Source organism: Blastococcus sp. HT6-30, assembly GCF_039729015.1.
Lineage (GTDB): Bacteria > Actinomycetota > Actinomycetes > Mycobacteriales > Geodermatophilaceae > Blastococcus.
Genome location: NZ_CP155792.1, coordinates 2,064,336 through 2,077,723 on the forward strand (window position 1 = coordinate 2,064,336; position 13,388 = coordinate 2,077,723).

Sequence of the window (13,388 nt, forward strand, 5' to 3'; positions counted from 1 at the left end):
TCCCGAGAGTGGTGGTCGCCGCGCCGAGCAGCAACGCGGGGAAGACCTCGATCGCCACCGGGCTGATCGCCGCCCTGACCGCGCGGGGGCTGACCGTCTCCCCGCACAAGGTCGGCCCCGACTACATCGATCCCGGCTACCACGGCCTCGCCGCCGGCCGGCCCGGGCGCAACCTCGACCCCTGGCTGGTCGGTGAGGAGCGGATCGCCCCGCTGTTCCTGCGCGGCGCCGTGCACCCGCAGCCCGCCGACGTCGCCGTCGTGGAAGGCGTGATGGGCCTGTTCGACGGCGCCGCGCACCCCTCGGTCGAGCCGGGGTACGCCTCGACCGCGCACGTCGCCCGGCTGCTGCGGGCCCCGGTGGTCCTGGTCGTCGACGCCGCTTCGCAGGCGCACAGCGTCGCGGCGCTCGTGCACGGGTTCGCCACCTTCGACCCGTCGGTGCGCCTCGGCGGGGTGGTCCTCAACCGCGTGGGCACCGACCGGCACGAGACGATCCTGCGGGAGGCGCTGGGCGCGGCCGGCGTGCCCGTGCTCGGCGCCGTCCGCCGGGACGACCGGCTGCACACGCCCTCGCGCCACCTCGGGCTGGTGCCCGCCGCCGAGCGGTCGGCCGCGGCGGTGGACACGGTGCGCCGGCTCGGCGAGGTCGTCGCCGGCAGCGTGGACCTGGCCGCCGTCCTGGCGCTGGCCCGCACCGCTCCCCCGCTGGACGCGGCTGCCTGGAACCCGACCGTCGAGGTCCCACCGGTCGCCGGCCGCCCGCGCATCGCGGTCGCCGGCGGGCCAGCGTTCACCTTCGGCTACGCGGAGAACACCGAGCTGCTCGAGGCCGCCGGCGCCGAGGTGGTGACCGTCGACCCGCTGCGCGACGAGACCCTTCCCGAGGGCACCGCCGGGCTGGTGGTCGGCGGCGGGTTCCCGGAGGTGCACGCCGCCGACCTGTCGGCGAACGGGGCGCTGCGGGCCGACGTGGCCGCGCTCGCCGCCCGGGGTGCGCCGATCGCCGCCGAGTGCGCCGGGCTGCTGTACCTGGCCCGCGAGCTCGACGGCGTCCCCATGTGCGGAGTCCTCGACGTGGCGACGGCGATGGGCGGGCGGCTCACGCTGGGCTACCGCGCGGCGGTGGCGGCCGGCGACTCCGTGCTCGCGGCGGCCGGCACCCGGGTGCGCGGCCACGAGTTCCACCGCACGACCGCCGAGCCGGGCGCGGGACCGGCCCCGGCCTGGCACTGGGCGCCCGCGGGGGCCGAGGGCTTCGTCCGGGGCGGCGTGCACGCCTCCTACCTGCACCTGAACTGGGCCGGCTCGCCCTCGCTGGCCGGCCGCTTCGTCACCGCCTGCGCCACGGCCGACCGATCGGAGCACGCCCGTGCACATCGCTGAAGGTTTTCTGCCGGCCGGGCACGCCCTGGGCTGGACGCTCGCCGCGGCGCCGTTCGTCGCGTACGGGGCCCGCGCCGTGGTCACGGAGGTGCGCGAGAACCCGGAGTCCACCCTGCTGCTGGGCGCCGCGGGCGCGTTCACCTTCGTGCTGAGCGCGATCAAGCTGCCCTCGATCACCGGCAGCTCCAGCCACCCGACCGGGACCGGGCCGGGCGCGATCCTCTTCCGGCCCCCGGTGATGGCGCTGCTCGGCACCGTCGTCCTGCTGTTCCAGGCGCTGCTGCTCGCCCACGGCGGGCTCACCACCCTGGGGGCGAACGCCTTCGCCTTCGCGGTGGTCGGCCCGTGGACCGGCTACCTGGTCTACCGGCTGGCCCGCTCGGTGGGGACCGGTCTGCTGCCCGCGGTTTTCGCCGGAGTCGCGCTGGCCGACCTCGCCACCTACGTCACCACGTCGCTGCAGCTGGCGCTGGCGTTCCCCGATGCGAGCACCGGCGTCGCGGGCGCCCTGGTCAAGTTCCTCGGCGTCTTCGCCGTCACCCAGATCCCGCTCGCCCTCGGCGAGGGGCTGCTCGGCGTCCTGCTGTTCCGGGTCCTCACCGTCAACGCCCGACCCGAGCTGGAGCGGCTCGGCATCCTCCGGCCCGCTCCGCTCGCCCGCACCGAGGGCGTCGCGTGAGCCGGCGGGCGCTGGTCAACGCGCTGCTCGTCCTCGCCGTCGTCGCGCTCTTCGCCGTTCCAGTCCTCCTCGACGGCGGCACCTCCGAGTACGGCGGCACCGACGCCGCCGTCACCGAGGAGCTGGCGGCCGACGGCTACACGCCCTGGTTCGAGTCGCTGTCCAGCCCTGCCGGTGAGGTGGAGTCGGGGCTGTTCGCCCTGCAGGCCGCGCTCGGGGGCGGCGTGCTCGGCTACGTGCTCGGCCGGCTGCGCGGTCGCCGGTCGACCGCGCAGCCCGGCCCCGCGGAGGCCGACCCCCGGTGACCGGCCTGGCCGTCGACGACGCGGCCTGGGCGAGCGCCTGGCGTGGCCGCGCCCCCGGCGACAAGCTCCTGCTCTGCGCGGGCCTGGTCGGGTGCGCGCTCGTGCTCCCGCCCTGGCCCGGTGCCGTCCTGGTGGCGGCGAGCGCGGTGGCGCTGGCACTGGGCCCGGCCCGCGTCCCGCCCGGCACCTTCCTCCGGGCCGTCCGGTGGCCGCTGGCGTTCATCACCGTCGGCGCGGTGACGGCGGTGGTCACCGTGGACGGCGGCGGACTGGGCTGGGCGCCCGACGCGGCGGAGCGGGCGGGACAGCTCGCCGGGCGGGCCGTCGCCGGCAGCGCCGCCGTGCTGCTGCTGGCCACCACCACCCCCATGTCCGACCTGCTGCCGCTGCTGCACCGGCTGCGCGTGCCGGCCGCCGTGGTGGAGATCGCCTCGGTCACCTACCGGCTGCTGTTCGTGCTGCTCGACAGCCTCGGCACCGTGCGGGAGGCCCAGGCCGCCCGGATGGGCTGGTCGACGCCGCGCCGCTCGTACCGCTCGGCCGGGATGCTCGCCGCCGCCGTCCTGACCCGGTCGTGGGACCGCGCCCGGCGCATGCAGGAGGGGCTGGCCGGCCGCGGCATGGAGACGGGCCTGCGGGTGCTGCCCGATGCCCGGCCGTCGTCGCGCCCCTTCCTGGTGCTGGCGGTGGCGCTCCCGGCCGCCGTCGTCGCGCTGACCCTGGTGCTGCGGTGAGCCACCGGACCCTCGCCGCCGCGGGCCTGGTCGCCGGTTACCCCGGCGCGGCCCCGGTGCTCGACGGCGCGGCGGTCCGCGTGCCGCCGGGGCTGCGGCTGGCGCTGCTCGGCGCCAACGGTTCGGGCAAGACCACGCTGCTGCGCTGCCTGTCCGGGGCGCTGCGGCCCGCCGCCGGCACGGTCACCGTCGACGGCGAGCCGCTCGCGCACACCCGCCGCGGCCTGCGCGCCCACCGCCAGGTGGTCCAGCTCGTGCTGCAGGACCCGGACGACCAGCTGTTCAGCGCCTCGGTCGGCCAGGACGTCTCCTTCGGCCCGCTCAACCTCGGCCTGGCCGAGGACGCCGTCCGGGCCCGCGTGGCGGAGGCGCTGGAGCTGCTGGGCGTGGCACCCCTGGCATCGCGGCCGACGCACCAGCTCTCCTACGGCGAACGCAAGCGGGTGGCGATCGCCGGTGCCGTCGCCATGCGCCCGTGCGTGCTGCTCCTCGACGAGCCGACCGCCGGGCTCGACCCGACCGCGGTGGCCGACACCCTCGCGGCGCTCGCCCGCCTGCAGGAGCACGACTCCACGGTGGTGATGAGCACCCACGACGTCGACCTGGCGCTGCGCTGGGCCGACGAGGTCGCGGTCGTGGTCGACCGGACCGTGGTCCAGGGCGCCCCCGGCACGGTCCTCGGCGACGGCGGCCTGCTCGCCCGGGCCCGGCTGTCCCGCCCGTGGGCCCTGGAGGTCGGCGCCCGGTTGCGCGACCTCGGGCTGCTCCCCGACGGTCCGCTCCCCCGCGACGCCGCGGGGCTGCTGGCCGCGCTCCCCGACCGTCCGGGGGTGCCCATGTGACGACCGTGGGGATCGGGCTGTCGTCGGGGGTGAGCGCCGCCGAGGTGCTGGCCGCGGTGGACGCCGTCCTGCCCCCGGTCGCCGGCCCGGTGCGGCTGGCCACCCTCGACACGCGGTCGACCGAGCCGGGGCTGGTCGCGGCCGCCGCACGGCGCGGCTGGCCGGTGACCGGCCACCCGGCGGCGGACCTGGCCGCCGTGCTGGTGCCCACGCCGTCGCCCGCCGTCGCGGCCCGCGTCGGCACCCCCTCCGTGGCCGAGGCGGCGGCCCTGCTCGGCGGGGGTGAACTCGTCGTCGGCAAGACCGTCCACGGCCGGGTGACGGTCGCCGTCGCCCGGCTGCCCGACGCCGCCGGGACCGCCGTCGACGCCGAGGACCGAGGAGGTCCCGTGACCCCCGACCCGGCCGGCGAGCTGCTGCACCCGGTGGGGCTCCGGCTCGCCGGCCGGCCCGTGGTCGTGGTGGGCGGCGGCGCGACGGCGCACCGCGGGGTCGCCGGCCTGCGGGCCGCCGGCGCAGTGGTCACCGTGGTCGGCCCCGAGGTCACCCCCGCGCTGGAGTCGCTGGCGACGACCGGCGGGATTGCCTGGGAGCGCCGGCCCTACGGCGCCGGCGACCTCGCCGGTGCCTGGTTCGCGCTGGCGGCGAGCGGGGACCCCGCGGTGGACGCGGCGGTGGCCGCGGAGGCGGAGCAGGCCCGCATCTTCTGCACCCGGGCCGACGACCCGGCGCTGTCCAGCGCCGCACTCCCGGTCGCGGGCCGGGCGGGCGACCTGGTGGTCGCGGTCCACCGCGCCGCGGATCCCCGGCGGGCGGCCGGTGTGCGGAACGCCGTGCTGGCCGGCCTCGGCGACGGGACGCTGGCTCTCCGGTCGCCCGACGCCGGAGCCGCCCCCGGACGCGTGGTCCTCGTCGGTGGCGGCCCGGGGGATCCGGGGCTGATCACGGTGCGCGGCCGGCAGGCGCTCGCCGAGGCCGACGTCGTGCTGGTCGACCACCTGGCACCCCGGTCGCTGCTCACGTGCCTGGCGCCCGGCGCCGAGGTGATCGACGCCGCCAAGCTCCCGCGGGGCCGGTTCATGGCGCAGGAGCGGATCAACGACCTGCTGGTGGGCCACGCGCGCGCCGGCCGGCGGGTGGTCCGGTTGAAGGGCGGCGACCCGTTCGTCTTCGGCCGCGGCATGGAGGAGCTGGCGGCCTGTACCGCCGCCGGGGTGCCGGTGGAGGTGGTGCCGGGCGTCACCAGCGCCGTCGCCGTTCCTGCCCTGGGCGGCATCCCGGTCACCCATCGCGGCCTGACCCACGAGTTCGTCGTCGTCTCCGGCCATCTGCCCCCGGGCCATCCGCAGTCGCTGGTCGACTGGGCGGCCCTCGGCCGGCTGCGCGGCACGCTCGTCGTGCTCATGGGCGTGGAGACCGCCCCCGCGATCGCCGCGGCACTGGTCGAGCACGGCCGGGCGCCGGACACCCCGGTCGCCGTCGTGGCCGACGGCTCCACCGCCACCCAGCGGAGCGTGCGCACCACCCTCGCCGGCCTGCCGCAGGTCCTCGCCGACGGTGGCATCCGGCCACCTGCGGTCTGGGTCGTCGGCGAGGTCGTGAGCCTTGCCACCGTTTCCGAGGGCGCTCCGGCGGTGCGCCGTGACCGTGCGTGAACGCGTCGGCAGCGGAGGAGGAAAGGCCCGACGAACTCGTCACCCGACGTGGTGACGGCGCCGGTCGCCCCCTAGCGTGGGCCCGTCCGGACGGACCCGTCCGTCGCCCGACCGGTGACAGCCGCCCGGACGCCGCCGAACCACCCGCCGGCACCGCCGGCACCCGGACCGGGGACCCATCGCACTCCCGGGGTGAAGCGACCGACCGACCCGGAAGGGCCGCCGGACGCCGGGCGTCTTCCCGCCCGAACCCGTCAGCTAACCCGGTAGGCGGCCGTGGAAGAAAGGAAAACCCGCCGAACATGGCGAGTTCGCTCAACCCTGCCCACCGCCGGATCACCGGCCGTCGGGCCCTGGTGGCCCTCGTGGCCGCCGGCGGTGTCGCCCTCACGCCGCTCCCCGCGTTCGCCGACCCCGAGCGGCCGACGACGTCGCAGCAGGCCGCGCAGCTGATCGCGAGCCGGGCGCACGACCTGGAAGTGCTCACCGAGCGGTACAACGAGACCCGCGAGCAGCTCAAGGCGACCCAGCAGGCCGCCGACCTGGCCGCCGAGGAGCTCACCGCCGCGCAGGCCGCCCTGGAGCGCGCCCGCGACCGGGTCCGCACCGTGGCCCGCAGCGCCTACACCGGCGACGGGCTCGGCGTCCTCGAGGCCATGCTGACCAGCGGCTCCGCCGGCGACCTGGTCGACCGGGTGGGCCTGCTCGACGCCATCGCCGCGCACAACAACGGCGTGCTGAGCGAGGCCCGTCAGGCCGGGGAGGACGCCGACCGGGCCCGGGCCTCGGCCGAGCAGGCAGCGGAGGACGCGCGGTCCCAGGTCGACCGGGTCACCGCCGAGCGGGCCCGGCTGGACCAGCAGATCGCGGAGTACCAGGCGCAGTACGAGCGGCTCACCGAGGAGGAGAAGCGCGCCTCCCGGGCCGCCGCGGAGCGGCACGCCGCCGAGCAGGAGGTGGCGGCTGCCCAGGAGGCGGCGGCTGCCGAGGAGGCTCCGGCCGAGCAGGCCCCGGCCCCTGCGGCGCCGCGCGCCTCGGCGCCGGTCGCCGCTGCCCCGGCTCCGGCGGCCCCGCCTGCTCCGGCTCCGGCTGCTCCGGCTCCGGCTGCTCCGGCTCCGGCTGCCCCAGCTCCGGCTGCCCCAGCTCCGGCCGCCCTGCCGGCTCCGGCCCCCGCACCCCCGCCGGCGCCGGTCGCGGGCGGGAGCGCCGCGGCCCGGACCGCGGTCGACACCGCCCTGGCCCAGGTGGGCGACCCCTACGTGTGGGCCGCCGCCGGGCCGAACGCCTTCGACTGCTCCGGGCTGGTGCAGTACGCCTACGCCGCGGCCGGCATCTCGGTGCCGCACTCGAGCCGGATGCAGTCGACCATGGGCACCCCGGTGTCCCGGTCGGCCCTGCAGCCGGGTGACCTGCTGTTCTTCTACAGCCCGGTCAGCCACGTCGGCATCTACGTCGGCAACGGGCAGATGGTGCACGCCTCGACCTCGGGCGTGCCGGTCAAGGTCGCGTCGATCGACTCGATGGGCAGCTTCAACAGCGCCCGGCGGATCGCCGGCTGATCTCGGGGCGCGCGGGGCGGCGGTCCGCCCCGCGCCCCCGCCTGCCCGGAGGCCCGGGCGGGCGGCGTGGGACGATCGCGTTCCGTGCGGGTCGGGACGCGGGGCGAGCTCCCCCGCGAGGTCAGGGTCCTGGCGGTCATCGCCTTCGTCGTGGCGTTGGGGTTCGGCATCGTCGCGCCGGCGATCCCGCTGTTCGCCCGCTCCTTCGGCGTCGGCACCACCGCCGTCGGGCTGGCGGTGAGCGCCTTCGCGTTCTTCCGCTTCGTCTCCGCGTTCAGCGGCGGCACGCTGGTCGAGCGCTTCGGCGAGCGGCTGGTGCTGGCCACCGGCCTGGCCATCGTCGCCGTGACCACCGGTGCGGCGGGGCTGGCGGGGTCCTTTCCGCTGTTCCTCGCCCTGCGGGCGGCCGGTGGCATCGGCAGCGCCATGTTCACCGTGGCCGCCCTCTCGCTGCTGCTGCGCGTCGCACCCCCGTCGCACCGAGGGCGGGCGGCCGCCACCTGGCAGGGCGGCTTCATCCTGGGCGGCATCGCCGGGCCCGCGGCCGGCGGGCTGCTGGCCGAGCTCTCCCCCCGGCTGCCCTTCTTCCTCTACGCCGGGTTCCTGCTCGTGGCCGGCGGCGTCGGTGTGCTGATGCTCCGCTCGGCCGCGCCCGCCCCGGACCCCGAGGCCGCGGACGTCGCCTCGCCCGACCTCGGCGCCGGGCCGATGCCCCTGGGCACCGCGCTGCGCTCCCGGGTGTACCTCGCCGCGCTGGTGGCGAACTTCGGCGTCGGCTGGGTGCTCTTCGGCGTCCGCAACTCGCTGGTGCCGCTGTACGTGACCGAGGAGCTCGGCCGGACGGTCGCCTGGGCGGGCGCCGGCCTGCTGGCCGGCTCGGTCGCCCAGGCGCTGGGGCTGCTGCGGTCCGGCCGGCTGGTGGACGGCTGGGGACGGCGTCCCTCCCTGGTGGTCGGCGCCGCGCTGGGCACCGCCGCCATGGCGATCCTCGTCCTGCCGCCGGTCATCTGGGCGTTCCTGCTGTCCATGGCCGTCTTCGGGCTGGCGGCCTCCCTGCTGGCCAGCGCGCCGGCCGCGCTCGTCGGCGACATGAGCGCCGGGCGGGGCGGCCGGGTCGTGGCGGTGTTCCAGATGTCGGCCGACCTCGGGGCCATCGCCGGCCCGCTGGTCGCCGGCTGGCTGACCGACGTCGCGTCCTTCCAGGTGGCGTTCGCCGTGAGCACCGCCGTCCTCGCGGCCGGTCTCGTGGGCGGTCTGGTCATGCCGCGCGAGGCGCCCCGGCCCGCGGCGGTCGGGGCGCCCACCCCCTGACCCCCGTCAGCTGCTCCGGTACAACCGGGTGGTCAGCGGCAGGAACACCGCGGCCAGGCCGGCGGCCACCGCCAGCGAGACGCCGATCGCGCCGCCGTCCGGTGTGCCGTCCATCAGCGAGCGGCACGCCGTCGCGAGGATCGAGATCGGGTTGACGGCGACGAACGCCTGCAGCGGCCCGGGCAGCGTGGCGGGGTCGACGAACACGTTGGACAGGAACGTCAGCGGGAAGATGCCCATGAAGCCGGCGTTCATCACCGCGTTCGGGCTCCGGAGCAGCAGGCCGAGCACCGAGAACGCCCACGACAGCCCGAAGGAGAGGACCAGCACGAGGGCCAGTGCCGCCACGGCACCGGCCACCCCCGCGTCCGGGCGGTAGCCCAGGAGCACACCGACGACGATGATCACGGTGCCGGCGACGACGTACCGGACGCTGTCCCCGAGCAGCGAGCCCAGCAGTCCAGCACCCCGTGGATCGTCCCGGCCGGGACGACGAGGTCCAGCCCGCCGACGGCCGTCGTCCCCCCGTAGGTCTTGACCAGTGCGGTCGCCTCGACCGCCAGGGGTGCGTGCAGCTCCATGGGGACCTCGCCGGGTGTCGCCTCGTCGGGTTCTTCCCCCTGTTCGACGGACTCTCCTCGGCGGACTCATCGGAGGCCAACGACTTCTCCGCGGCCGGGCACCGTGCCGGCCGGAGCGGCGAGAAAGATCCGCCACCTCTGTGTGGCGGCGGCCGGGCCGGGGAAGGGGCAGGCGGAGTGCGCGGACGTGGTCGCCGGCCAGAGCTGACGTCGGGCGCTCGCCCAGCCGGACCGACCACGCCGCGAGGAGGCACGCATGGACATCGCCGCGATGCGGGCCAGCTTCGCGAAGGCCGCCGCGACGGGCGACGAGGCGCCGCTGTACTTCTACTCGCACCTGTTCCTGAGCCACCCCGAGACCCGGGCGATGTTCCCCGTCTCGATGGCCCACCAGCGCGACCGGTTCTTCCACGCCCTCGGCGAGGTCGTCTCGCACGTCGACGACCTCGAGGGCCTCGTGCCCATCCTGAAGCAGCTCGGGTACGACCACCGCAAGTTCGGCACCCTCCCGGCGCACTACCCGGCGGTGCTGCCCAGCCTGCTGGCCACCCTCGAGCACTTCGACGACGAGTGGGACGAGCACCGCGCCCGCACCTGGACCGAGGCCTACGGGCTGGTCGCCTCGGTGATGATCCAGGGCGCCGAGGAGTCCGCCGACCACCCCGCCACCTGGCGGGCCGAGGTCGTGGCGCACGAGCGCCGCTCGGTCGACGTGGCGGTGCTCCGCGTCCGCCCCGAGGTGCCGGTGGACTACCTGGCCGGTCAGTCGCTCTCCCTGGAGATCGACCGGCGTCCCCGGCTCTGGCGCTACTACTCCCCCGCCAACGCACCCCGCGACGACGGCACGCTCGACGTGCACGTCAAGGCCCGCCCCGGCGGACCGGTGAGCACCGCGCTGGTGCGCAGCGTGGAGGTCGGCGACCTGATGCGGCTGGGCCCGCCCCTCGGCGACCTGACGCTGGGCGAGGGCTCCGACCGCGACCTGCTGCTCGTGGCCGGTGGCATGGGCCTGGCCCCGCTCGAGGCCCTCGTCGACCAGGTCCGCCGCCAGGGGCCCGCCCGCCGGGTGGATCTCTTCGTCGGCGCCCGCACCGAGGACCAGCTGTACGACCGCGCCGCGCTGGACGCCCTGCAGCAGGCCTGCCCGTGGCTGAGCGTCAGGTACGCGGTGTCGGACGACGGGCTGTCGGACCTGGAGCAGGGCGACGTCGGGGACGTGGTCCTGCGGCACGGTCCGTGGCTGAGCCGCGAGGTGTTCGTGGCCGGCCCGGCGCCCATGGTGGAGCAGACCGTCCACGGGCTGCTCCAGCACGGCGTACCGCGGGAGCGGCTGCGCAGCGAGGTGTTCGCCCCCAGCCGACCGGGGCCCAGTGCCGAGGGGAAGGTGACCGAATGACCACCACCGATGCGTCCGGTTCCGGAGGGCAGGATCGACGGCTGACGCCGGCGCAGATCCGCAGCACGCGGTTCCCCTCCGGCACCATGCTGCACCCCGGCTACGACCAGGCCGCCGTCGACCGCTTCCAGCAGCTGGTGGCGGCGGAGGTGAGCGCGCTGGCCGCGGAGGTGGAGACCCTCGCCGGGGAGCGCGCCCGCCTGCGGGAGCAGGTCACCGTCCTCGAGCAGCGGCTGGACGGCGCGCCGGTGCCCCAGCCGCCGAGCGAGCAGGCGGTGAAGATCCTGGCCAGCGCGCAGCAGACGGCCGACGAGTACGTCGCCGAGGCCGAGGACTTCAGCCGGCAGATGACCACCGAGGCCCGCGACCAGTACGAGGAGCAGCTGCGGCTCGCCCGCGAGAACGCCGGGGCGATCATGCAGGCGGCCCAGGAGGCGGCCGCCCGGCTGACCGGCAGGACCGCCGCCGTGGACGAGGACGCCGCCCCCGGCTCGCGGACCGCCGCGGAGCTCGAGGAGCAGGTCGCCTTCCTCAAGGCGTTCGCCCAGGCCTGCCGCGCCCAGCTGCGGGCCTACCTGGAGGCGCTGCTCACCGACGTCGAGACCGAGTGGGGCCGCGTCGACCCCGCGCTGGCCCCGCAGGCGATCGCCTCTCCCGCCCAGCCGGGCCGGCGCCCCGGGGGCACCGCGGCACCGCAGGCGTCCTTCCACGGCAACAGCGCCGGCGGCCCCGTGCAGGAGGACGAGCACGACGCCGAACGCGCCGCACCCGCGGGGGCGCGCGCGTCCGGCGGCTGAGCCCGGGCGGCCGGCTCCCGGGCCGGGCCACCGGGCGCGGAGCCCGTTCCGCGGTTCGGCGCGATAGGTTCTCCCCGGCCCGTCCGCCGACCGCCAGGAGGCCGCCCGATGCCCGACGTGCTCCTCGTCCTGCTGATCGTCGTGCTCGTGGCCCTGGCGGTCCTCGCGGTGGTGATCCTCGTGCTGCGCCGGCGGAACCTCGCCCGCGCGGCGGCCCCCCGCCCCCGCGTGGACCCGCTGGCCGACGAGCCCGACGTCTACGACCCGCACGCGATCGGCGTCGGCGACGTCATCACCTACGCCGGGATCGACCACGTCGTCCGCGGCACGATCGTCCTCGAGGAGGGCGGCATGACCTGGCGCGAGCACCTGCTGGACGGCTCCACCGGCCGCCGCTGGCTCACCGTGGAGGACGACGAGGGAGAGCTGGAGATGACCCTCTGGATGCGCCGGGAGGGCACGAACCTCACGCCGGACGGCGACGTGATCCTCGACGACCGGGTGCACCGGCAGATCGAGCGGGGCCGGGCGTCCTACACCGCCGAGGGGACCACGGGCACCCCGGCCACCGGGACCGTCGACTACGCCGACTACGCCACCGCGGACAAGACCGGCCTGCTCGCCTTCGAGCGCTGGGCGCCGACCCAGTCGTGGGAGGTCTCCACCGGCCGCAGCGTGAGCCGCGGCGAGCTCACCGTCTACCACCGGACGCCCGAGGCATGAGCCTGCACCAGCTGGACGTGGAGCCGCGGGACGTCTCCGCCGCCGCGCTGGGGCTGCTGCTCGGCGGCCCCGCGCCGGAGACGCTGGCGGAGCTCCGGCTGCCCGGTCCCGGCGGCGGATCGATCACCCTCGGCGTGCTCGGGGCCTCCCACGTGGTCACCGCCGAGGCCGGCGGCCGCCGGCTGACCGAGCAGGTCTCCTGCGACGCCGTCGGCGCCGGCGGCCACCCGCTCCCCCGCGCCGCCCGTTCCGGCGGCTACCGGCTCACCACGGCGGTCACCGCCACCGGCCGCGGTGAGCTCGACGCGACCGCCGACCGGTTGCGGGGGCTCGCCGCGGCCGATCCGGCCTGGTTGTGCGGCGCCTTCCCGGGGTCGGCGGGGGCGCTGACCGCCATGACCGCGCAACCTCGTGCGGGCGGCGGCTGGGCCTGGCAGACCTGGCACCTGTACCCCGCCGGCGTCACCGGCGAGGTCGTCACGACCCGGAGCTGGTGGACGCCGTGAGACCGATGCCCCGCGTGCTGGCCGTGCTCCTGGTCGCCGTCCTCCTGGCCGGCTGCAGCAGCGGCACCCGCGTCCGCGACTTCCTGGCCGGCACCTACGACCGGCAGAGCGCGACCGACGACACGGTCGTCTACTCCTCCCCCGACCCGGTCGGCACGACGACCGCGGCGATCGCCGACGCCGTCCCTCCGGCCGAGCGGCAGGCCGACGGCGGCAACGAGTACCTGCGCTACGACGACGACATCGTCATCGTGAGCGCGGCCGCCGGCGGCAGCACGGTGCGCGTCGAGGACCTCGACGGGCGCTACCGCAGCGGCTTCTTCGCCTTCCTCGGCCCCGGGTTCCGGCCGGGCTCCCCCGTCGGGGGCGGCGGCAGCGGCGGCCCCGGTGACGCCAAGTGACCCGTCCGCGTACGCCGTGGGCGCACCCGACCTCAGGAGGAACCCCGACGTGAGCAGCACCTGGCAGGCCCTGGAGTTCGGCACGGTCGAGGGCGGCGCCCTGGTCGACGGCGTGCTGGCGACGTTGCTGTGGTTCGTGATCGGCGTCGGCGTGCTGGCGCTGGGCTTCCTCGCGCTGGACCTGCTGACGCCCGGGAACCTGCGCACCCAGGTCTACACCGACCACAACCCGAACGCCGCGATCCTCCTCGCCGCCAACCACCTGGCCCTCGGGATCATCGTGGTCACCGCGATCATGACCAGCGCCGACAGCCTCGGCCAGGGCCTGGTGGACACCGCCGTCTACGGGCTGGTCGGCGTCGTGCTGCAGGCCGTGGCGCTCCGGCTGCTGGACGCGGTGATCCCGGAGAACCTGCGGGACCTGGTCAACGAGCCGCGGATGCGGGGCTCGGCGTGGGCGGTCGCCACCAGCCTGGTCGCCATCGGCGCGGTCAACGCCGCCGCGCTGTCCTGA

At 76.7% G+C, this 13,388-nt stretch carries 16 protein-coding genes and 1 riboswitch; of the genes, 14 read left to right on the forward strand and 2 right to left on the reverse strand.

Going from position 1 to position 13,388, the window contains the following annotated elements; genetic code table 11:
* The first annotated feature begins 8 nt into the window (after nt 1-8).
* The 8 genes from ABC795_RS09955 to ABC795_RS09990 all read left to right on the forward strand — a co-directional run bounded on the left by ABC795_RS09955 (nt 9) and on the right by ABC795_RS09990 (nt 8,470).
* A complete protein-coding gene (locus ABC795_RS09955; protein WP_347057019.1) occupies nt 9-1,385 on the forward strand; it encodes a cobyrinate a,c-diamide synthase in 1,377 nt (458 codons plus the stop codon).
* Nucleotides 1,372-2,064, forward strand: a complete 693-nt coding sequence (locus ABC795_RS09960) for an energy-coupling factor ABC transporter permease (RefSeq protein ID WP_347057020.1) — start codon at nt 1,372-1,374, stop codon at nt 2,062-2,064. The genes ABC795_RS09955 and ABC795_RS09960 overlap by 14 nt, the downstream gene beginning before the upstream one ends.
* A complete protein-coding gene (locus tag ABC795_RS09965; RefSeq protein WP_347057021.1) occupies nt 2,061-2,369 on the forward strand; it encodes an energy-coupling factor ABC transporter substrate-binding protein in 309 nt (102 codons plus the stop codon). Before ABC795_RS09960 ends, ABC795_RS09965 begins: the two co-directional genes overlap by 4 nt.
* A complete protein-coding gene (gene cbiQ / locus ABC795_RS09970; protein WP_347057022.1) occupies nt 2,366-3,103 on the forward strand; it encodes a cobalt ECF transporter T component CbiQ in 738 nt (245 codons plus the stop codon). Before ABC795_RS09965 ends, cbiQ begins: the two co-directional genes overlap by 4 nt.
* Complete coding sequence (locus ABC795_RS09975; protein ID WP_347057023.1) at nt 3,100-3,945, forward strand: ATP-binding cassette domain-containing protein; 846 nt, start codon at nt 3,100-3,102, stop codon at nt 3,943-3,945. Before cbiQ ends, ABC795_RS09975 begins: the two co-directional genes overlap by 4 nt.
* On the forward strand, nt 3,942-5,600 hold the full coding sequence (cobA, locus tag ABC795_RS09980) for a uroporphyrinogen-III C-methyltransferase (RefSeq protein ID WP_347057024.1): 1,659 nt from the start codon (nt 3,942-3,944) through the stop codon (nt 5,598-5,600). The genes ABC795_RS09975 and cobA overlap by 4 nt, the downstream gene beginning before the upstream one ends.
* Nucleotides 5,601-5,735: 135 nt before the next feature.
* Nucleotides 5,736-5,888, forward strand: a riboswitch (cyclic di-AMP (ydaO/yuaA leader).
* A 14-nt stretch (nt 5,889-5,902) separates the two neighbouring features.
* Complete coding sequence (locus ABC795_RS09985; RefSeq protein ID WP_347057025.1) at nt 5,903-7,159, forward strand: NlpC/P60 family protein; 1,257 nt, start codon at nt 5,903-5,905, stop codon at nt 7,157-7,159.
* Between the two features lie 84 nt (nt 7,160-7,243).
* Nucleotides 7,244-8,470, forward strand: a complete 1,227-nt coding sequence (locus ABC795_RS09990; RefSeq protein ID WP_347057026.1) for an MFS transporter — start codon at nt 7,244-7,246, stop codon at nt 8,468-8,470.
* A gap of 6 nt (nt 8,471-8,476) precedes the next feature.
* Here the strand turns inward: ABC795_RS09990 and ABC795_RS09995 are convergent, their stop codons facing one another.
* Nucleotides 8,477-8,878 (reverse strand): ABC transporter permease, encoded by a 402-nt coding sequence (locus ABC795_RS09995; protein WP_347057027.1) that lies wholly within the window; start codon nt 8,876-8,878, stop codon nt 8,477-8,479.
* Nucleotides 8,875-9,051 carry a hypothetical protein gene (locus tag ABC795_RS10000; RefSeq protein ID WP_347057028.1) on the reverse strand — a complete coding sequence of 59 codons (177 nt, stop codon included), beginning with the start codon at nt 9,049-9,051 and terminating at the stop codon, nt 8,875-8,877. The genes ABC795_RS09995 and ABC795_RS10000 overlap by 4 nt, the downstream gene beginning before the upstream one ends.
* A 256-nt stretch (nt 9,052-9,307) precedes the next feature.
* Here ABC795_RS10000 and ABC795_RS10005 point away from each other — a divergent pair, with 256 nt between their 5' ends.
* The 6 genes from ABC795_RS10005 (at nt 9,308) to ABC795_RS10030 (ending at nt 13,388) form a co-directional block, all read left to right on the forward strand.
* Entirely contained in the window at nt 9,308-10,447 is a 1,140-nt protein-coding gene (locus ABC795_RS10005; protein WP_347057029.1) for a globin domain-containing protein, read from the forward strand.
* Nucleotides 10,444-11,244: a DivIVA domain-containing protein gene (locus ABC795_RS10010; RefSeq protein WP_347057030.1), complete on the forward strand. Its 801-nt coding sequence runs from the start codon at nt 10,444-10,446 to the stop codon at nt 11,242-11,244. The genes ABC795_RS10005 and ABC795_RS10010 overlap by 4 nt, the downstream gene beginning before the upstream one ends.
* A 108-nt stretch (nt 11,245-11,352) precedes the next feature.
* Entirely contained in the window at nt 11,353-11,967 is a 615-nt protein-coding gene (locus ABC795_RS10015; RefSeq protein WP_347057031.1) for a DUF4178 domain-containing protein, read from the forward strand.
* Nucleotides 11,964-12,473: a DUF2617 family protein gene (locus ABC795_RS10020; protein ID WP_347057032.1), complete on the forward strand. Its 510-nt coding sequence runs from the start codon at nt 11,964-11,966 to the stop codon at nt 12,471-12,473. Before ABC795_RS10015 ends, ABC795_RS10020 begins: the two co-directional genes overlap by 4 nt.
* Nucleotides 12,474-12,478: 5 nt before the next feature.
* Nucleotides 12,479-12,874: a DUF4247 domain-containing protein gene (locus ABC795_RS10025; RefSeq protein ID WP_347057033.1), complete on the forward strand. Its 396-nt coding sequence runs from the start codon at nt 12,479-12,481 to the stop codon at nt 12,872-12,874.
* A 49-nt stretch (nt 12,875-12,923) separates the two neighbouring features.
* A complete protein-coding gene (locus ABC795_RS10030; protein ID WP_347057034.1) occupies nt 12,924-13,388 on the forward strand; it encodes a DUF350 domain-containing protein in 465 nt (154 codons plus the stop codon).